Below are 18,234 nucleotides of genomic sequence, written 5' to 3'. Positions count from 1 at the left end.
AGCGGGGCCGGTGTGGTTCGTGAGTGCGCACGCAGCCCCGGGCCTGGGGGATGGCCCGGGGCTGCAGTGCGCTTCCCGGGCTAGCTGGCGGCTCGGAGGCGGTTGAGCATCTGGGCGTGGTCGGCGCACATCAGCCGGAGATGCCGTTGCACCTCGGCCGCCAGGTAGGAGTTCCGGGTACCGGCGGGCACGTGGATCTCGATGTGCTGCGCGGAGAGGAAGAACCTGTTGGCGATCTGCTCGGCGAGGCCGAGCCCGTGGGCGAGAGCGTCGTGGCCGCAGGTGACGATGGCGGCGTGGCAGTCGCTGGACCTGCGGGTCTGGTCGTAGAGGTCGTTGATGACCTGGCTGCTGCTGTCGTAGCGGCCGGTCAGGTCGACGGTGATGACGAGCCGGACCTGCGGCACAGGCACCACGACCGGGGGCTGCGGAGCGGTCGGCGTCTGGTTCTGTCCGGCGTCCGGCGCGGGCAGGAGGGGGACCGGTTCGGCGATGGGCCACTGGCCGGGGATGTGCGGCTTCTGGCTGGTCACGCTGCCTCCTTGCTCGGGCGGGCGGGGGTGGTCACTGCGCCTCGTCGGCGGTGTCGATGAGCTTCTCGACGGCGTCGAGGTGCGCCCGGAGCTCCGCGAGCTTGGTCCGGGCGTCGGCGGGGGTGAGGTCCTGCTCCAGGAAGCCGACCCGGATGCCTTTGCTCCAGTGCGTGAGGCCGGCGGCGAGGAGTTCCCGGCGGTCGGCCTCCAGGAAGGCGGGTTCGACGCTGTCGCTGGTGTGCTCGACGTGCGAGCCGGTCTCGACGCACCAGCTGTAGTGGGGACACAGGGTCTGCGTGTTGCCGCAGACCTGGCCGAAGAGTTCGACCACGCGGGCGATGACTCCCGGGGCGTCTCCGGAGCGGTCGACGTAGTCGAGGACGGCGGCGAACAGCTTGCTGCTGGCAGCGTCTCCGATGGCGTCTCGGCCGAGTTCGCGGAGTCCGTCGACCTGCTCGCCCTCGGTGAAGTCGACGTAGATGTTCGACAGCAGGCGAGCGTCGAGGGCGTTGATCTGGGAGGGGTCGTACGTGGCGAGCAGGACGCCGTCCTCGTACTCGTGGAGCATCTTCGTGCGAGTGGGGAGAGTGGCCTGCATGAAGCGAGCCATGGGGCTGGCCGGAACCGCCCCGGCCTGCTGGCTGGCGGTCCGCTTTCCGGTGTCCGAGGTGTCTGCGATGATGTTCATGAGCGTTTCCTCTGGTCTGCTGCTACGCGGGTTCGGTGGTTCGCTCGCTCGAAGCCGTTGGGGGTACCGCCCCAACGGCTTCGCTGTTTTCAGGGGTGATCTGCAGGACCCGAAGCAGGTCCGCCGTGATCACGCGGTATGCCTTACCGGCGCGGATGACCGCGCAGGGGAACTCTCCGGTGCGGGCGAGGGCGTAGGCGGTGGTTCGACCCACACCGAAAGCGCGGCCGGCGGTGACGAGGTCCACGCTGGCCGGAAGAGCCAACAGTTCGTTTCGTGTCATCACCTGTCGCCCAATGCCTTCTCGTGTCATGACGTGTCACCCTTACATCAGTTGCGTCATCACGACACAGCATGGGTGATCCAGTTGCCTTGTGTCAAGTCCTGTCGTATTGTGCTGCCATGACACAACAAGGGTGGTCGGAGCGGTACACCAAGGTGGTTGCTGCGGAGCTCCGACGGCATCGCGAGCTGCGGGGGATGAGCGCGCAGGAACTTGCTGACGTGTGCGCGGAAATTGGTGCACCCATCCAGCGGTCGGTAATTGCCAACCTCGAAAACGGCAGGCGAGCGTCGGTCGGGATCGCAGAGGTGATGGCGTTTGCTGCGGCCTTGAAGATCCCGCCCGTCTCTCTGATCATGCCTTTGGGGTACGAATCGAAAGTCGAGATCCTGCCGGGTGTTAGTAAGGATCCCTACGCGGCTGCCTACTGGATGATGGGCATGACTGGCCCTGATCCAGACGGTTTGCTCGCCGACGACTATGAATCGCCAATGATCCTTGCAGACTCCGCTCTCATGGATGTCGATGAGGTGCTCTCGCTGAGGGACTTGGTGAACAGGGTCGGGCAGCTTGTCTTGGAACAGAAGCCACAGCGGGACCGAATCAAAGCCCAGGTAGCGGAGCTGCAGGCCGAGTTTCAGAGGTACACCGAAGAGGACAACACCGCAGCGCTCGATCTTCTCGAGCCTGGGAGCCCCGAGTACGCTCACGAGGTCGCCGAAGGCCGCCGAATTCTCGAGCAGATGAAGGCAGTCAACGAGCAATTGAAGGAGAAGGTGGAAGAGCTAACCGAGTCTGACGAAGCGCTTTACAGCTTGCAGATGTACCAGGAGCGGTTGAGCGAGTCGGAAGCCGCAGCGCGAAGGTCTATTGGACTTATTCGGGAGAAGGGGTGGCTCCCTCCAGAGCTGCCGGAGGAAGTCGCCGACCTGTTGGAACAGCCCGAAACTTCGCGCAAGTCGTCTGGGCGGCAACGGTCTAGCCGTATGAGCCAGAGTGGCATCGTGAACGAGAGGTAACACTTTCTATGTCTCTGACTCGCCGCGCCGGCGGCATCAGCAAGCGGTGTGAGTGCCGCGGTCCGGATGGTAAGCGCCGCGGCGCTTCGTGCCCTCTGCTGTCGAAGCGGTCACACGGCAAGCACACCCTGCACCAGGAGCTGCCGGTCGACGTCGACGGGAACCGCCGGCGCTTTCAGCGCACCGGCTACACCCAGGTCAAGGACGCGCAAGCTGACCTCGACAAGATCCGCGCCATCCTCGACCTTGCCGGAGGCGACGAGGACGCACAGCGTCGCGTCGGCGACCTCCTCGACGGCCTGCAGACGAAGCGCGCCTCCATCCCCGAGCCGACTGAGGTGTCCCGGCGGCTCGGCGTCGGCGTCCCCCTCAACGGCGCGATGACGGTGGGCGAGTGGCTCGATACCTGGCTAGCCTCGAAGAAAACCAAGAAGAAGACGACCGGCGGCTACGCCTCCCATGTCCGCGTGCACCTGGCCCCCGCCCTCGGGCACCTCCGCCTCGACCGGTTGAACGTCGGCCACTGCCAGGAGATGTTCGACGCCATCGACGAGGCCAACGACGTCGTGGCTGCGGAGAACGCGGCTCGCCGAGAGCAGACCGCCCGCTGTACGACCGGCCGGCCCGGCTCCCCGAAGGCCAGCGAACGAGCCAGCCTCGCGGCCGAGCGAGCCAAGCTCGCCGAGATGAAGCCGTACCGGCGCATCACCGGCCCCGCTACCAAGCAGCGGATTCGGTCCACCCTGCGCACCGCGCTCAACGGCGCGATCGCGCGCCAGCTCATCACCTTCAACCCGGCCTCGCACGTAGAGCTCGCCTCCGGGCGCCGGCCGAAGGCTGTCCTGTGGACGGACCAGCACGTCACACGCTGGCGTGAGACCGGCGAGAAGCCGTCCGGCGTCATGGTGTGGACGCCCGCGCAACTGGGCGCGTTCCTCGACGCGGCCGCCGATGACCGGCTGTACGCCTTCTTCCACTTGATCGCGTTCCGTGGGCTCCGCCGCGGTGAAGGCGTCGGCCAAGACTGGGTGAACGTCGACCTCGACGGACAGTCCCTCACTGTGGCGAAGGAGATCATCGTCGACGGCTGGACCCCGGTTGAGGACGTGCCGAAGACCGACGGCAGCGCGGGAACGATCGGCCTCGACCTGGCCACCGTGCAGGCCCTTCGCGAGCACCGCGTCCACCAGCTGGCGGAGCGGGTCGCGTGGAATGCGCGGGCGGCCGAGGAGCGGGCCGCTGGGAAGGACACCGCAGACTGGACCGACACGGGCAAGGTGTTCACCGCCGAGTCAGGCGAGTGGCTGCACCCGGACGTCGTGAGCAAGGCGTTCCGCCGGCTGTCCGAGGCGGCTGGTCTCCCGCCGATCAACCTGCGCGACCTGCGGCACTGTGCGGCGACCCTGATCCACGCGGGCGGTGGCGACCTGCACGCCATCAAGGAGACGCTGCGGCACTCCACGATCAAGCTGGCGTCCGACACCTATACGTCGCTGCTGCACGAGGTGGACCTGGAGATCGCCGAGAAGGCGGCCGCGGTTGTGCCGCGCGCCCGCCGGGCATCGGAACCCCTGCCTTCGGAGTGACGGGGCTGTAGACTTGAGGCGTACGTATGAGGCTCCGTCACCGCAGGTGGCGGGGCCTTTCTGCTCAGCCAGTGCTCAGACGAACGCTGTGGAACGGGCTGTCAGTTCCCGGCACCAAGCGACATTCGGCACTGTGAGCGCTACGCTCGGAACCGCCCTCGACCAGGCGTTTCCGGCAGAGGGCGGTACGGACTGACACGGCGCGAAACAGGGTGGTCCGGCCCCTCCACCGACTTTTAATCCGTTGGTTGTGGGTTCGAGTCCCACACGGCCTACGTGTGGCGGGCGGGGGTCCTGACCCCCGAGGCGCCGAGAAGCGCCCCGACCGGTTCCGACCGGGCGGGGCGTTTCGTCGTTCTCCCCCGCGGAGTCCCCCGGCGCCGGCTTTTCCGCGAACGGATCTTTCCCGGGCGCACAGTGGGGCACCGTGGGCGACGCTGGAACGTGCAGGCTGAGCATGGAGGTGGGGACCGTGACGGTGAACGGATCGAACGATCCGACGGAGGAGGCCATACATCTGGCCCGATGGGCGCTGGCCGCGGCCGCGGCCGCGGTCGTGCTCCTGCTGACCGGACTCGGCGCCGGCGGGCTGCTGATCCTGCTGACCGGTCTCGTGGGGCTGTCCTTCTCGGCCGTGGGGATCTGGTGGTTCCTCGCCCATCGCGGGCCGCTGCGGGTGTTCGGCGCACTGCTCGCCGTCGGCGCGCCCATCGCCGTCCTCGCCCTGTACGTCATCGGCGGGTTGTGGCTGACCGCGCTCCTGGCCCTCGGGCTGTGGGGCGTCGCGCTGCTCTGCGCCCGGGCCGCACTGCGCCGCATCCGGGCCAAGGGCGGCGGCAGGCGGACCGACCTGGCGCGCGGGGAGCGGCGGCCCCGGCCGCAGCGGCCCGTGCTGATCATGAACCCGAAGTCCGGGGGCGGGAAGGTCGCCCGGTTCGGCCTCGTGGAGCGGGCCGAGAAGCTGGGCGCCCGGGTCGTCCTGCTCGACCCGTCAGCCGAGACCGATGTCGCCGCGCTCGCCCGGGAGGCCGTCGCCGACGGCGCCGATCTGCTCGGGGTGGCCGGAGGCGACGGTACGCAGGCGCTCGTCGCCGCCGTGGCCGCCGAGCACGACCTGCCGTTCCTCGTCATCTCGGCCGGGACCCGCAACCACTTCGCCCTCGACCTGGGCCTCGACCGCGCCGACCCGGCGACCTGCCTGGACGCCCTCGTCGACGGCGAGGAACTCCGGGTCGACCTGGGCTCGGTCTCCGGGCGGGCCTTCGTCAACACCGTCTCCTTCGGTGTGTACGCGGATGTCGTCCAGCGCCCCGAGTACCGCGACGACAAGGCGGGCACCGCGTTCGAGGCCCTGCCCGATCTGCTCCAGGGCGGCGAGGGCGACCGTCTCGACGCGACGGCCGACAAGCTCCGGCTGCCCGCGCAGCAGGCGCTGCTCGTCAGCAACAACCCGTACGCGGCGCCCGATCCGTTCAATGCCGTCGCCGCCCGCAGACCCCTGCTCGACGGGGGTGAGCTGGGGGTGATCGGCATCCGCGTCGACGGGGCCGCCCAGGCCGCCGAGCTGGCCGTACGGGGCACCCAGGCGACCGGCCTGAACGTGCTGACGGCCGCTCGGGTCGAGGTGACCGGGCAGGCCGTGGAGCCTCCCGGCACCATCTCCGTCGCCGTCGACGGGGAGGCGCTGACCCTGCCCACCCCCGTCGTCTGCACGCTCCGCCCCCGCGCCCTGCGGGTCCTGGTGCCGCGCCACCGGCCCGGCGCCATCGAGCCACAGCCGCCCATGGACTGGCGGCGCATCACCGAACTCGCCTTCCGTCCCACCCCGAGGAGCCGCACATGACCGGCACGACCGAGAGCACGATCGGGACCACGGACGGAGCGGCGCCTCCGGGCTCCGTCCGGGCCGTCCTCAGGGATCTCCGCGCGATCGACGGCGCGGTGTACGCCGCCGTGGCCGCGACCCCCACCCCCACGCTCGACACGGCGCTCCGCCGGCTCTCGCACACGGCCGACCACTCCAAGATCTCGTTCGCCGTGGCGGCCGCGCTCGCCCTGGTGCCCGGCCGGCCGCGCCGGGCGGCCCTCGCCGGTGTCGGGGCCGTGGCGGTGGCCTCGGCCACGGCGAACCTGCTCGGCAAGCGGCTGGTCCGCAGGCCGCGGCCGGACCGGGAGGCGGCCCGGGTGGTGGTGGCCCGCCATGTGACGATGCCGGACTCGGCCTCCTTCCCCTCCGGGCACACCGCGTCGGCGGTGGCCTTCGCCACCGCCGTCGGGGTGGTGCTGCCCCCGGCCGCCGTCCCCCTGCAGATCCTGGCGATGGCCGTGGGCTACTCCCGCGTCCACACCGGGGTGCACTACCCGGGCGACGTCGCCGCGGGCGCCGTCCTCGGCATCGCGAGCGCCGCCGCCTCCCTGGTGGTCGGAGCCTCCCTGACGGCCCCCAAGGAGAGCTGAGAGGGCGTCAGGGACGGCGTGGAGCCGGGGCGGGGGCGTCGTGCGGGCGTCGGAGGGACACCGTGGGGGCTGCGGAGGGGTTCGCCTCAGTACGTCGCCCGCGCCAGCTCCTCCTCCGAGAAGCCGAGCGCCGCGATCCGCTCCGGGTCCGCCAGGATGTGCAGCTCGACGATCCGGTCCCCGGCGATCGTGAACGCCATGAGGGCGCCGGGGCGCCCGTCGACGACCGACAGGACCGCGGGCGCGCCGTTGACGACGACCCGCAGCGCTCCCGTACGGAACTTGGCGTAGGTGAGGGCCTGCGCGATGACGGCCTCGGCGCCCCGGACGACCTTGGAGACGGCCGCGAGGGTCCGGCCGCCGTCCGCGCGCAGCACCACGTCCGGGTCGAGGACGGTGAGCAGCCCCTCGAAGTCGCCGCCGTGCGCGGCGGCGAGGAAGGCGTCGGCGATCTCCCGCTGGCGCCGTGCGTCGGGACCGGCGGCGGGGGTGGCGTCCTGGACCCGGCGGCGGGCGCGGCTGGCGAGCTGGCGGGTGGCGGCCGGGGTGCGGTCCACGATCCGGGCGATCTCGTCGAAGGAGACGGCGAACATGTCGTGCAGGACGAACGCGAGCCGCTCGGCCGGCCCCAGGGTCTCCAGGACGACGAGGAGCGCGAGGCCGACGGACTCGGTGATCTCGGCCGCGTGCTCGGGGTCGGCGATGTCCCCGACCCGGACCACGGGGTCGGGGACGTAGTACTCCAGCGGGTCCTCGCGGCGCGAGCCGCGGGAGCGCAGCATGTCGAGGCAGACGCGGCCGACGACGGTGGTCAGCCAGCCGCTGAGGTTCTCCACCCCGCTTACGTCGCTGCGGCTGAGCTTGAACCAGGCCTCCTGCACGGCGTCCTCGGCCTCGCCGAGCGAGCCCAGCATCCGGTAGGCGACGGCCCTCAGGTGGCCCCGGTCGGTCTCGAAGCGGCGGGCCAGCAGTTCTTTGTCGTCGCGGTCCTGGTCCACTGGTCGTTCTCCCCGTTCGCTTGCCGTCATGTCCTCATGACGGATGGAACCGCGCCGATGTGACACCGGCGGCGGCGGTGGCGGAGGGGGAGTCGGCGGCTCTCACCGTCCCGATGCGTGAGATCCACGCCGTCCCCCGGCGAAGGCCCGGGATTCCCCGGCCGATGCCCCTGACCACCGTGGATCCTCGCTTCAGCACGGTGATCATCGTCCGTAGATTGATCACCATGACGACGACAACGACGCAGGTCAACCCCGTACTCCGCACCCCGCCGGCCTCTCCCGCCGCCGCTGCCGCGTACTTCTCCGCCAGCCTCGTCTTCCACGCCGATGTCTCCGACGTGGCCTCCGCGCTGGCCACCGCGGCCGCCGACGGCACCGACCCGGGCTTCGTGGTGATCGACTCGCGGTCGACCGCCTCCTGGGACCAGGGGCACGTCCCCGGCGCGATCCACCTGCCGACCGCGCTCGTCCCCGAGCAGGCGGAGCAGCTGCTCGACCGGTCGGTGCCGGTCGTCACGTACTGCTGGGGTCCCGGCTGCAACGGCGCCACGCGTGCCGCGCTGGCCCTCGCGGAGCTGGGCTTCCAGGTGAAGGAGATGCTCGGCGGCTTCGAGTACTGGGTGCGTGAGGGCTTCGCGTACGAGACCTGGGAGGGCCCCGCGGAGAAGGCCGCGGACCCCCTCACGGCGCCGGTCGACTCCGACGACTGCGGGTGCTGAGGAATCCGATTTCGTGATCGCCCCGCTCATGCCGTAGAGTCGTGTTTACCGACGCGGGGTGGAGCAGCTCGGTAGCTCGCTGGGCTCATAACCCAGAGGTCGCAGGTTCAAATCCTGTCCCCGCTACTCAGTAGCAACGAAGGCCCGGATCCAGTCACTGGATCCGGGCCTTCGTCGTGTGCGGGTGTGCCCCGGGGCGGGGCGCCCACGTCGGCTTGACCTTTACGCGACGTCAAGATTTAGCGTTCTCGGTATGGAGTGGTCGATCCAAGAGATCGCCAGGAAAGCCGGCACCACCAGCCGCACCCTTCGGCACTACGGGGAGCGCGGACTGCTGGAGCCGAGCCGGATCGGCGCGAACGGTTACCGGTACTACGACCAGGCGGCGCTCGTGCGGCTGCAGCGCATCCTGCTGCTGCGCGAGCTGGGGCTCTCCCTGCCCGCCATCGCCGAGGTCCTCGAAGGCCAGCGGGACACGCCGGCCGCCCTGCGCACCCATCTGCTCCTCCTCGAACAGGAGCGGGAGCGGATCGGCCGGCAGATCGAGGCGGTGCGGACCACTCTCCACAAGACCGAGAACGGAGAAGAACTCATGGCGGACGAAGTGTTCGACGGATTCGATCACACGCGGTACGAGAAGGAGGTCACCGAGCGCTGGGGCCGCGACGCGTACGAGAAGGGCGACCGCTGGTGGCGCTCGCTCGACGCCGCGCGGAAGAAGGCGTTCATGGACGAGCAGACCGGCATCGCCCGCGCCTTCGCGCGGGCGCTCGGGGACGGCCTGGCCGCCGGCAGCGACGAGGTGCAGGCGATCGCCCGGCGCCAGGTCGCCTGGCTCTCGGCCACCACGACCCCGAGCAAGGAGTACGTGATCGGCCTCGGCCGCATGTACGTCGACGACCCGCGCTTCACCGAGAACTACGACAAGCACGGCGAGGGCACCGCCGTCCTCGTCCGCGACGCGATGGAGATCTACGCGGAGCGGAACCTGTAGGGGTGTCCTCCCGCCCGAAGTGAACGGTGTCCGAAAACGGGCACGCCTCTTTGCGGCCGCGCGCTGCCGCACCGTAACGTCATGCGCACCATGCGTGACGGGACAGCGATCGACGTACGACGGCGGGCGCCCGCCGTCCTCGTCCTGCTCGCGCTCATCGCCCTGCTGGTGAGCGTCTGCCACGGGACGCACGGGCATCATCCGCTGCCCTTCCCCGACGACACGGCCACCGTCGCCGCCCCCGCCCTGCCGCACGGCTGCGAGCGGCCCGGGGACACCTGGGCCTTCGACGTCCATCTGCCCGCCCTGACGGTCCCGCAGCCCGCGGCGCCCGTCGCCGGCGGTGCCGCACTTCCCGCCGACGGCGAGGTCCTCCCCGCCGATCCGCGCGCGTGCCGCGCCCGCGACCGGGCGGGACCCGGCCCCGAGCCGGGCCTGCTGCTGATCGCCCTCGGAGTGAACCGGAACTGAGCCGGGTCGCACGACACGACCAGGCTCCCTTTCGGCGTACCCACTCCAAGGACGTACTCCTGATGAACAACCTGCTGCCCGTCGCCGCGTCGGCGTCCCTCGCCGCTCAGGCCGTCGGCAACACCCCCGTGCTGTGGATGGACGACGGCTACTGGGCCAAGCTCGAAGGCTTCAACTTCGGCGGTATCAAGGACCGCGCCGCCCTCCACATGGTCGAGCGGGCCCGCCGTCGCGGAGAGCTGCGGCCCGGCGCCCCGATCGTCGAGTCGACCTCCGGCACCCTCGGTCTCGGCCTCGCCCTGGCCGGTGTCCTGCACGGCCATCCCGTCCATGTCGTCACCGACCCCGGCCTCGAACCGATCGTCGAGCGGATGCTCGTCGCCCACGGAGCCACGGTCCACGTCGTCCCGGAGCCGAGCCCGCGGGGCGGCTGGCAGCAGGCCCGGATGGACCGGGTCGCCGAGCTGCTCCTGTCCCTCGACGGGGCCTGGTGGCCCAACCAGTACGGGAACCCCGACAACCCCGAGGCGTACACGGGGCTCGCCGCCGAACTGTCCGGGCAGCTCGACCGGATCGACGTCCTCGTCTGCGCGGTCGGCACCGGGGGCCACTCGGCCGGGATCTCCCGGGCCCTGCGCGCCACCGGCAGCCCCGCCCTCGAACTGGTCGGCGTGGACTCCGTCGGCTCCACCGTCTTCGGACTGCCCGCCGGCGAGCGGCTGATGCGCGGCCTCGGCTCCTCCATCCACCCGGACAACGTGGACCACGGGGCCTTCGACGAGATCCACTGGGTGGGCCCCGCCGAGGCGGTACGGGCCGCCCGCCGCCTGGCCTCGCGCCACTTCGCGACGGGCGGCTGGAGCGTCGGCGCGGTCGCGCTGGTCGCCGGGTGGCTGGCCCGCACCCGGCCGCGCGGGACGCGCATCGCGGCCGTCTTCCCCGACGGGCCGCAGCGGTACTTCGACACCGTCTTCAACGACGAGTTCTGCGCGGCGCACGGCCTTCTCGCCGGACCCGTACGGGAGGACCCGGCCGGATTCGAGGCGGGCGCGCCCGTCGACGGCTGGACCCGCAAGGTCCTGGACCGGGCGGGGCGGGCCCGTTGAGCACCACGACGGCGGCTCCCCGGGGCGGGGTGTGGAAGCAGAGCCGTACCTTCGAGCCGGCCGTGCGGCTCCTCTTCCTCAACCAGCTCACCATCAACCTCGGCTTCTACATGCTGATGCCGTACCTGGCCGCGCACCTCGCGGACGGGCTCGGCATGGCCGCCTGGGCGGTGGGGCTGGTGCTCGGCGCCCGGAACCTCTCCCAGCAGGGCATGTTCCTCGTCGGCGGGGCGCTCGCCGACCGGCTCGGCTTCAAGCCGCTGATCGTGGCGGGCTGTGCGCTGCGGACGGCCGGCTTCGGGGCGCTGGCCTTCGCCCAGTCGCTGCCGATGCTGGTCGTCGCCTCGCTCGCGACCGGTCTCGCGGGGGCGCTGTTCAACCCCGCGGTACGGGCCTGTCTCGCGGCGGAGGCGGGGGAGGAGCGCCGGGTGGAGGCCTTCGCGCTGTTCAACGTCTACTACCAGGCGGGCATCCTGCTCGGGCCGCTCGTGGGGGTGGCCCTGACAGGGGTGTCGTTCCGGCTGACGTGCGGGGTGGCGGCGGTGCTGTTCGCCGGACTGACCCTGGTGCAGCTCAGGTACATGCCCGTACGGCGGGGGAAGCCGGCGCCGGCGGGGGAGGAGCGGGGGCAGTTCCGCACGGTGCTCGCCCACCGCACCTTCTGGCTCTTCTCGCTCGCCATGACCGGCTCGTACGTGCTGTCCTTCCAGGTCTATCTGGCGCTGCCGCTCGCGGCGGGCGGTACGGGGCCCACGACGGCGCTCTTCGTCGTCTCCGCCCTGGTCGCGCTCGCCGGGCAGCTGCGGATCACGGCCTGGTGCAAGCGGCGGCTGAGCCGGGAGCGGTGTCTGGTCCTCGGGCTCGCCCTGATGGGCGGGGCCTTCCTGATCCCGGCCGCCCTGGGGCGGGGCCTGGTGGGGCTGTTGTCCTGCTCGGCGGTCCTGGCCGTCGCGAACGCGGTGCTCTACCCCTACGAGATGGACACCGTCGTCGCCCTGTCCCGGGGGCGCTGGGTGGCCACCCACTACGGGCTCTACAACACGGTCTGCGGGATCGGGATCACCCTCGGGAACCTGGGGACGGGCGCGCTGCTCGATGTGACCGGATGGTCGGCGATGCCGTGGCTCGCGCTGTGCGCGGTGGGCCTGACGTGTGCGGCGGCGATGGCGCTCCTGGCGCGCGGGGGCCGGCTGGCGGAGGGTGCCGCGGCGGCGGACTGAGCCGTCGCACGCGCGCGTGCCCGGGCCGTACGCCAGTCGGCCCCGTGGGAGTCGCCGCCCCGCGGGGCCGCGGCCACCCTGGGAGGGCGCGGTACGGGCCGCGCCCGGGTACGGACGGGGGAGGGGAGCACAGGTGGGGCACCCCCCAGGAGCGTTCGGCGGGCGGCGGGGCGGCGGGGGCCGCCGCCCGTACCCCCGTGCCCGGAAGTTCATCCGGGCACTGCCGCCGCTGATCATCCTGGGCGGTGTCGTCTTCGACCTGCTGACACCGGCCACCTACACGGCGGCGCCGCTCTTCTCCGCGGCCCCGTTGATCGCCGCGCCCTTCTTCTCCACCCTCACGACGCTCCTCACCGGGATCGCGGCCGTCCTCGCCTCCGTCGAGCTGCACCACTACAACGGCACCATCACCGACATCCCGTCCCTGACCGAGACCCTGACCGTCCTCACGGTCGCCGCGCTCGCCCTGCTCATCAACCGGGTCGTGCGCCGCAGCGGCGAGCGGCTGGCCTCCGCGCGGGTCATCGCGGAGACCGCGCAGAAGGCGGTGCTGCCGATGCCCGCCGAGCGGATCGGCGGGCTGCAGTGCGCGGCCCGTTACGAGGCGGCGCAGGCGGACGCGTTCATCGGCGGCGACCTGTTCGCCGTCCAGGACACCCCCTACGGGGTGCGGCTGGTGCTCGGCGACGTCCGCGGCAAGGGGCTGGACGCGGTCGAGGCCGTGGCCGTCGTCATCGGGGCCTTCCGGGAGGCGGCCGAGCAGGAGCGGACCCTGGAGGGCGTGGCGGAGCGCCTCGAACGGGCCCTCGCCCGGGAGGGCACCCGCCGGGACGGGCTCGACGCCTTCGAGGGGTTCACCACCGCCGTCCTCGCCGAGATCCCGCGCGGCGACGGAGGGGGCACCTTCGAGGGTTTCGTACGGGTCGTCAACCGCGGGCATCCGCCCCCGCTGATGCTGTACGCGGACGGGCGTCTGGAGGCGCTGGAGCCGAGCGAGCCGGCGCTGCCGCTCGGCATGGGCGATCTGGCGGCGTGGCCGGACCGGGCCGAGGGGCGGCCCTACCCGCCGGGAGCGACGCTGCTCTTCTACACCGACGGCCTCTCGGAGGCGCGGAACGCGGCGGGTGTCTTCTACGACCCGGGGGAACGCCTGGCCGGCCGGATCTTCCCGGGCCCCGAGGAGCTGCTCGACGCGCTGGTGGGCGACGTACGGCTGCACACGGGCGGCGGGTCGACGGACGACATGGCGCTGCTCGCGGTGAGCCGTCCGGCGGCGGGGCAGCCGGAACGGCGCCGGACGATGCCGGTGGTGCCGCCGGGCGGTCCCGGCGGCACCCGTGGCGGGCCCGGCCGCAGGCCCGGTCACCGGCCGTAGTCGCGGGGTGTCGCTGCGATAACAATTGACATAACGTCAGATCGCGAGAGTTCCACGGCCCCTTACTGAAGGGGGGTCAACTCGGGCCATTCCCTCCCAATTCAATGAATGATCAAGAGGAACGGCTTGGAATCGGGACCCCCTGTCTATTAACGTTCGATAACGCAGCGCGGTCGTCCCAGCCGTCGCAAGAGGCGGCACCGTGCGCACGCGCCGAATCCTGAAAAGGAACCGGGGAACCACTACTTGGGGTGAATCGGGCCCTTCGCACCTGGTGCGACCGTGCCCGTAGGAGACCTTCCTGCTCCGAACCCGTCAGCTAACCCGGTAGGCGAGAAGGAAGGAAAGGAGCGCGCCTTCGTGGCGTCCAACACTCCCGCACCCGAAGCCCCCTTCGATGCCTTCGGTGGTGGTGCGGGTCCTTCCGCCCCGGACACCGAGTGGAATCCCACCGAGGACTCCCTCCGCGCCCAGAACCGTTCCGGCGGCCGTCACCGGGTCGTCAAGCAGCGCTCCAACTTCGCCCGTTCCTCCACCGTCCTCGGTGTCGGCGTGATCGCGGCCGTCGGCGCGGGCGGCCTCGCCACCGCGCAGGAGAAGCCCCCGGTGGCCATATCGCTCCCGGACCTTCCCGACCTCCCGGACCTCCACCTGCCGGACCCCCACGACCTTCCCGGTGTCGGCGACCTCCTCCCCGAGGAGACCCACGAGACGGTCAGCGCGGCCCGCGCCAACCCGAACCCGCTCACCGTCGCCACGTACGCCACCCTCGACGACACGCAGGACGCGGCGACCGGCCGGACCGCGCAGGCCGTGACCGGCGCCGGCGACGCGGGCGAGGCCCTGCGGGCCCGCATCCTCCAGCAGGCCGAGCAGCAGCAGGCCTCCGCCGACGCCGCCGAGAAGGCCGCGGCGGAGAAGGCGGCGGCGGAGAAGGCCGCCGCGGAGGCGAAGACGAAGGCCGACGCGGCGGAGAAGGCGGCCGCCGAGGCGAAGGCCAAGGCCGAGGCGGAGGCCAAGGCGAAGGCGGAAGCGGCAGCCGAGGCGAAGGCCGAGGCCGAGCGCCTCGCCAAGCTGGCCGCGAGCTACTCGATGCCGCTCTCCTCGTACAGCCTCAGCGCCACCTACATGCAGTCCGGTTCGATGTGGTCCTCCGGCTACCACACGGGCCTCGACTTCGCCGCTCCCACCGGTACCCCGCTCAAGGCCGTCCACGGCGCCACCGTGAAGTCGGCGGGCTGGTCCGGCTCGTACGGCTACCGCATCGTCCTGGAGCTGGAGGACGGCACCGAGGTCTGGTACTGCCACCTCTCGTCCATGACGGTCGGCGCGGGCCAGACCGTGGGCACCGGCGAGACGATCGGCCGCGTCGGCGCCACCGGCAACGTCACGGGCGCCCACCTCCACATGGAGGTGCACACCTCCGGCGGTGACGGCATCGACCCGGCGCAGTGGCTCCGCTCCAAGGGCCTCAGCCTCTGACACCACCCCGGAATAGCCCCGGCGGTGCGGACGGTTGACCGACCCATGACCTCCCTCCGCCCGCTGGGCCGATCCGACCTGCACGTCTTCCCGCTCGCCCTGGGCGGCAACGTCTTCGGCTGGACCGCCGACGAGGCACAGTCCTTCGCCGTCCTCGACGCCTACACCGCCGCGGGCGGCAACTTCGTCGACTCCGCCGACGTCTACTCGGCCTGGGCCGAGGGCAACCGGGGCGGCGAGTCCGAGACCGTCATCGGCCGCTGGCTCGCCTCGCGCGGCAACCGCGACGACGTCCTCGTCGCCACCAAGGTCGGCGCCCACCCCCACTTCAAGGGCCTCTCCGCCACCACCATCAAGGCGGGCGCGGAGGAGTCGCTGCGGCGCCTCGGCACCGACCGCATCGACCTCTACTACACGCACTTCGACGACGAGTCCGTCCCCGTCGAGGAGATCGTCACCGCCCTCGACCAGCTGGTGAAGGACGGCAAGGTGCGGGCCGTCGCCGCCTCCAACATCTCCCCGGAGCGGCTGCGCGCCTCCCTCGACTTCGCCGAGGCCGAGGGCCTGGCCCGTTACGTCGCCCTCCAGCCGCACTACAACCTGGTCTCCCGCGACACCTACGAGGGCCCCCTCCTGGAGACCGTCGAGCACGCCGGGCTCTCCGCCGTCCCGTACTACGGCCTCGCCGCCGGCTTCCTCACCGGCAAGTACCGCCCCGGCGCCACCGTCGACAGCGTCCGCGCCTCCGGGGCCGGCGGGCACCTGGACACCGAGCGGGGCCGTGCCGTGCTCTCCGCGCTCGACACGGTCGCCGAGGCGCACGGCGCCGAACTCGCCACCGTCGCCCTCGCCTGGCTCGCCTCCCGCCCGACCGTCGCGGCGCCGATCGCCTCGGCGCGTACGGTCGAGCAGGTCCCGGCGCTCGTCGCGGCGGCCGATCTCACGCTCACGGACACCGAGCTGACCCTGCTGACCGAGGCCTCGGCCGTCTGACCGGGGACCTCCGGGCGGCGGGCCGACCGGGGACCTCCCGACGGCGGTCCGGCCGATGACCTCCCGACGGCGGTCCGGCCGCGGACCGTCTACCTGCGGTACGGGTTGTAGCCGTCGTAGTCCAGGTACTGCGGCGGCGCCCACACCCGGCCCGTCGCCCGCGCCGCGTACGTGAGCGCGGGCGAGGCGACCTCCCTGCGCTGCCACAGATGGTGCAGCAGCTCCTGCTCCCGGGCGGGGAAGTCGGGCCCGGCCGTACCGCGCCGGGCCCGGTCCCGCAGGAACGCCAGGGTCGTCGCGAAGGACTCGTACTCGCCGACGACCCGTGCGGCGGGCTGCCCGTACGTGCGGGCGGCGAAGGCGCGGGCCAGCTGACGGGCGCGCATCGAGGAGAGCGCCAGCGGCTCGGCGGGGGAGAGCCAGCCGGCCGCCGCGTACGCCGGGAGCTCCCCGGATATCGTCCGCAGCTCGCGCTGGCGGCTCCACACCGCGAGCCAGGTCAGCAGACCGAAGGCCGGGACCATGAGCGCCCCGTACACCGCGTAGAAGGTCAGCGGGCCGCCGAAGGTGGCCGAGCCGTTCCACGCGGCGTGCAGCCCCATGGCGAGCAGCAGCCCGGCGCACGGCAGCAGCACCCGGCGGAGCCGCTTCCCGCGCGGCGCGAGCGCGGCGAAGCCGAAGCCGATGCCGGTGAGCACGGTGAAGAGCGGATGCGCGAACGGGGACATCACGACCCTGACGAAGAAGGTCGCGGCGGTCACCGAGCCGAGGCCGGTGGAGCCGAACTCCTGGTCCTCGCCGAAGGCGTTGCCCAGATAGAGGATGTTCTCGGTGAAGGCGAAGCCGGTCGCGGTGAATCCGGCGATCACGACCCCGTCGACCAGACCGCCGAAGTGCTTCCTGCGGAAGAGGAAGAGCAGCAGGACCGCGACGGCCTTCGCGCTCTCCTCCACCACCGGAGCGATCACCGTCGCGCCGAGGGTGTCCGCCGAATCGGGGTCGGCGGTCGCCGTCGCGATCCAGCGGACCGCGAAGGAGTTCGCCAGGATCGCGACCAGCGCGGCGGCGAAGGCGCCCCAGGCGAAGGCGAAGAGCAGGTTCTTCCACGGCCCCGGCTCGACCCGGTCCAGCCAGCGGAACGCGGCCATCAGCAGCGGTACGGGAAGCACGGCGAGGCCCAGACCGACGAGGAAGCCCTCGGTGCCCGTCTGCTCGCGGACCAGCCCGAGGATGAACAGGGCGCAGATCGCGAGCACGGTGACGACGGCGACGGCCCGGACCACCCGGCTGCGCCAGAAGGCCCGGCGGGGCCGGTAGCGCCACTGGGACCGGTCGGCGGCCGCCGGGAAGGCCGGCTCCTCGGTGTCCCGGTGGGGGACGGGAGCGGTTCCGGCGCCGGTGGGTGCTTCGGCGGGGGCGGGGTTCGACACGTCAGCGACCCTAACGACCCCCACCGACACCGGGCCAAGGAGTTCTTCTCTCCCCGTCACTTTCTCCGGAAGAGGAGGTCGTGCACGACATGGCCCTTGTCGAGGCCCTGGCCCTCGAAACGGGTGAGGGGCCGGAAGTCGGGGCGCGGCGAGAACCCGCCGTCGGCCTCCGTGTTCTCGAAGTCCGGGTGCACGGAGAGCACCTCCAGCATCTGCTCGGCGTACGGCTCCCAGTCGGTGGCGCAGTGGAGGACGCCGCCGGGCTTGAGCCGGGTCGCGAGGAGACTCAGGAACTCGGGCTGGATGAGCCGCCGCTTGTGGTGGCGGGCCTTGGGCCAGGGGTCCGGGAAGTAGACGCGGCAGCCGTCCAGGGAGTCCTTGTCGAGCATCTCGCGGAGCAGGATGATCGCGTCGCCGTTGGCGACCCGGACGTTGGTCAGGCCGTTCCGGTCGGCGAGGCCGAGCAGATTGCCCTGGCCGGGGGTGTGCACGTCCACGGCGAGAATGCCGGTGCCGAGGTCGGCGGCCGCCATCTGCGCGGTCGCCTCGCCCATGCCGAAGCCGATCTCCAGGACGACCGGAAGCCCGTCGAACATCTCGCCCAGGTCGAGGATCCGCTTGCCGTCGATGTCGAGACCCCAGTCGGGCCACCGCTTCAGCAGGGCCTCGGCCTGGCCGGTGGTGACGCGGCTGCGCCGCGGCTGGAAGCTCCGGATCCGCCGCTCGTGATGCGACCCGGCGGGATCGGGCAGGGGGCCCTCGCCGGGAGCGAACCGCTGACTGCCCCGCTGGGTGACGGGCTGTACGGACTCGGCGACGGGCTGCGCGGTGTTCTCTGGCTGCTCAGACACAATGCCCCGATTCTACGGCGCCCCCC

At 71.8% G+C, this 18,234-nt stretch carries 18 protein-coding genes, 1 tRNA gene and 1 riboswitch; of the genes, 13 read left to right on the top strand and 6 right to left on the bottom strand.

What is annotated here, in order from left to right; genetic code table 11:
- Positions 1-80 precede the first annotated feature (80 nt).
- From ACH4MY_RS04655 to ACH4MY_RS04645, 3 genes are read right to left on the bottom strand one after another with little or no spacing between them, the layout of a single operon-like run.
- Positions 81-533 carry a hypothetical protein gene (locus ACH4MY_RS04655; protein WP_397997501.1) on the bottom strand — a complete coding sequence of 151 codons (453 nt, stop codon included), beginning with the start codon at positions 531-533 and terminating at the stop codon, positions 81-83.
- Between the two features lie 31 nt (positions 534-564).
- On the bottom strand, positions 565-1,221 hold the full coding sequence (locus tag ACH4MY_RS04650; protein ID WP_397997498.1) for a hypothetical protein: 657 nt from the start codon (positions 1,219-1,221) through the stop codon (positions 565-567).
- Positions 1,222-1,243: 22 nt separating this feature from the next.
- Positions 1,244-1,504, bottom strand: a complete 261-nt coding sequence (locus ACH4MY_RS04645) for a helix-turn-helix domain-containing protein (RefSeq protein ID WP_397999336.1) — start codon at positions 1,502-1,504, stop codon at positions 1,244-1,246.
- Positions 1,505-1,623: 119 nt separating this feature from the next.
- Here ACH4MY_RS04645 and ACH4MY_RS04640 point away from each other — a divergent pair, with 119 nt between their 5' ends.
- From ACH4MY_RS04640 to ACH4MY_RS04625, 4 genes are all read left to right on the top strand, one after another.
- A complete protein-coding gene (locus tag ACH4MY_RS04640; RefSeq protein ID WP_397997495.1) occupies positions 1,624-2,523 on the top strand; it encodes a helix-turn-helix domain-containing protein in 900 nt (299 codons plus the stop codon).
- Positions 2,524-2,531: 8 nt separating this feature from the next.
- Positions 2,532-4,109: a tyrosine recombinase XerC gene (gene xerC / locus ACH4MY_RS04635; protein WP_397997492.1), complete on the top strand. Its 1,578-nt coding sequence runs from the start codon at positions 2,532-2,534 to the stop codon at positions 4,107-4,109.
- A 457-nt stretch (positions 4,110-4,566) separates the two neighbouring features.
- Positions 4,567-5,952 (top strand): diacylglycerol/lipid kinase family protein, encoded by a 1,386-nt coding sequence (locus tag ACH4MY_RS04630; RefSeq protein ID WP_397997489.1) that lies wholly within the window; start codon positions 4,567-4,569, stop codon positions 5,950-5,952.
- Entirely contained in the window at positions 5,949-6,566 is a 618-nt protein-coding gene (locus ACH4MY_RS04625; RefSeq protein WP_397997486.1) for a phosphatase PAP2 family protein, read from the top strand. Before ACH4MY_RS04630 ends, ACH4MY_RS04625 begins: the two co-directional genes overlap by 4 nt.
- A gap of 86 nt (positions 6,567-6,652) precedes the next feature.
- On the opposite strand, the gene sigJ is transcribed toward ACH4MY_RS04625, so the two are convergent.
- The gene (gene sigJ / locus ACH4MY_RS04620) at positions 6,653-7,594 is read right to left on the bottom strand and encodes an RNA polymerase sigma factor SigJ (protein WP_397997484.1); all 942 of its coding nucleotides are present in this window, start codon (positions 7,592-7,594) and stop codon (positions 6,653-6,655) included.
- 197 nt (positions 7,595-7,791) lie between these two features.
- Here sigJ and ACH4MY_RS04615 point away from each other — a divergent pair, with 197 nt between their 5' ends.
- From ACH4MY_RS04615 to ACH4MY_RS04575, 9 genes are all read left to right on the top strand, one after another.
- Complete coding sequence (locus ACH4MY_RS04615) at positions 7,792-8,286, top strand: rhodanese-like domain-containing protein (RefSeq protein ID WP_397997481.1); 495 nt, start codon at positions 7,792-7,794, stop codon at positions 8,284-8,286.
- Between the two features lie 52 nt (positions 8,287-8,338).
- Positions 8,339-8,412, top strand: a tRNA-Met gene (locus tag ACH4MY_RS04610).
- 127 nt (positions 8,413-8,539) lie between these two features.
- Positions 8,540-9,280: a MerR family transcriptional regulator gene (locus ACH4MY_RS04605; RefSeq protein ID WP_397997478.1), complete on the top strand. Its 741-nt coding sequence runs from the start codon at positions 8,540-8,542 to the stop codon at positions 9,278-9,280.
- Positions 9,281-9,361: 81 nt separating this feature from the next.
- Positions 9,362-9,751 (top strand): hypothetical protein, encoded by a 390-nt coding sequence (locus ACH4MY_RS04600; protein ID WP_397997475.1) that lies wholly within the window; start codon positions 9,362-9,364, stop codon positions 9,749-9,751.
- Between the two features lie 62 nt (positions 9,752-9,813).
- A complete protein-coding gene (locus ACH4MY_RS04595) occupies positions 9,814-10,857 on the top strand; it encodes a PLP-dependent cysteine synthase family protein (protein ID WP_397997472.1) in 1,044 nt (347 codons plus the stop codon).
- Positions 10,854-12,077, top strand: coding sequence for an MFS transporter (locus ACH4MY_RS04590; protein ID WP_397997469.1), 1,224 nt, complete (start codon positions 10,854-10,856; stop codon positions 12,075-12,077). Before ACH4MY_RS04595 ends, ACH4MY_RS04590 begins: the two co-directional genes overlap by 4 nt.
- Before the next feature lie 133 nt (positions 12,078-12,210).
- Positions 12,211-13,452 (top strand): PP2C family protein-serine/threonine phosphatase, encoded by a 1,242-nt coding sequence (locus ACH4MY_RS04585; RefSeq protein ID WP_397997466.1) that lies wholly within the window; start codon positions 12,211-12,213, stop codon positions 13,450-13,452.
- Between the two features lie 201 nt (positions 13,453-13,653).
- Positions 13,654-13,801: riboswitch (cyclic di-AMP (ydaO/yuaA leader) on the top strand.
- 11 nt (positions 13,802-13,812) lie between these two features.
- Positions 13,813-14,934: a M23 family metallopeptidase gene (locus ACH4MY_RS04580; RefSeq protein WP_397997463.1), complete on the top strand. Its 1,122-nt coding sequence runs from the start codon at positions 13,813-13,815 to the stop codon at positions 14,932-14,934.
- Between the two features lie 45 nt (positions 14,935-14,979).
- Positions 14,980-15,927, top strand: coding sequence for an aldo/keto reductase (locus tag ACH4MY_RS04575; RefSeq protein WP_397997461.1), 948 nt, complete (start codon positions 14,980-14,982; stop codon positions 15,925-15,927).
- Positions 15,928-16,016: 89 nt separating this feature from the next.
- On the opposite strand, the gene ACH4MY_RS04570 is transcribed toward ACH4MY_RS04575, so the two are convergent.
- Complete coding sequence (locus ACH4MY_RS04570) at positions 16,017-17,357, bottom strand: PrsW family intramembrane metalloprotease (protein WP_397997458.1); 1,341 nt, start codon at positions 17,355-17,357, stop codon at positions 16,017-16,019.
- 56 nt (positions 17,358-17,413) lie between these two features.
- Positions 17,414-18,208: a tRNA (guanosine(46)-N7)-methyltransferase TrmB gene (gene trmB, locus ACH4MY_RS04565; RefSeq protein ID WP_397997455.1), complete on the bottom strand. Its 795-nt coding sequence runs from the start codon at positions 18,206-18,208 to the stop codon at positions 17,414-17,416.
- Between the last annotated feature and the right edge of the window lie 26 nt (positions 18,209-18,234).

This window comes from Streptomyces sp. NPDC017246 (genome assembly GCF_044331325.1).
In the GTDB taxonomy this organism is placed as follows: Bacteria; Actinomycetota; Actinomycetes; order Streptomycetales; family Streptomycetaceae; genus Streptomyces.
This window is presented reverse-complemented; position numbering and strand designations above follow the sequence as displayed.

Coding starts and splice junctions, on each gene's coding strand:
- ACH4MY_RS04605 (WP_397997478.1), top strand. CDS start 8,540: ATGGAGTGGTCGATCCAAGAGATCGCCAGGAAAGCCGGCACCACCAGC.
- ACH4MY_RS04625 (WP_397997486.1), top strand. CDS start 5,949: ATGACCGGCACGACCGAGAGCACGATCGGGACCACGGACGGAGCGGCG.
- xerC (WP_397997492.1), top strand. CDS start 2,532: ATGTCTCTGACTCGCCGCGCCGGCGGCATCAGCAAGCGGTGTGAGTGC.
- ACH4MY_RS04575 (WP_397997461.1), top strand. CDS start 14,980: ATGACCTCCCTCCGCCCGCTGGGCCGATCCGACCTGCACGTCTTCCCG.
- ACH4MY_RS04640 (WP_397997495.1), top strand. CDS start 1,624: ATGACACAACAAGGGTGGTCGGAGCGGTACACCAAGGTGGTTGCTGCG.
- sigJ (WP_397997484.1), bottom strand. CDS start 7,594: ATGACGGCAAGCGAACGGGGAGAACGACCAGTGGACCAGGACCGCGAC.
- ACH4MY_RS04645 (WP_397999336.1), bottom strand. CDS start 1,504: ATGACACGAAACGAACTGTTGGCTCTTCCGGCCAGCGTGGACCTCGTC.
- ACH4MY_RS04615 (WP_397997481.1), top strand. CDS start 7,792: ATGACGACGACAACGACGCAGGTCAACCCCGTACTCCGCACCCCGCCG.
- ACH4MY_RS04595 (WP_397997472.1), top strand. CDS start 9,814: ATGAACAACCTGCTGCCCGTCGCCGCGTCGGCGTCCCTCGCCGCTCAG.
- ACH4MY_RS04600 (WP_397997475.1), top strand. CDS start 9,362: ATGCGCACCATGCGTGACGGGACAGCGATCGACGTACGACGGCGGGCG.
- ACH4MY_RS04630 (WP_397997489.1), top strand. CDS start 4,567: ATGGAGGTGGGGACCGTGACGGTGAACGGATCGAACGATCCGACGGAG.
- ACH4MY_RS04650 (WP_397997498.1), bottom strand. CDS start 1,221: ATGAACATCATCGCAGACACCTCGGACACCGGAAAGCGGACCGCCAGC.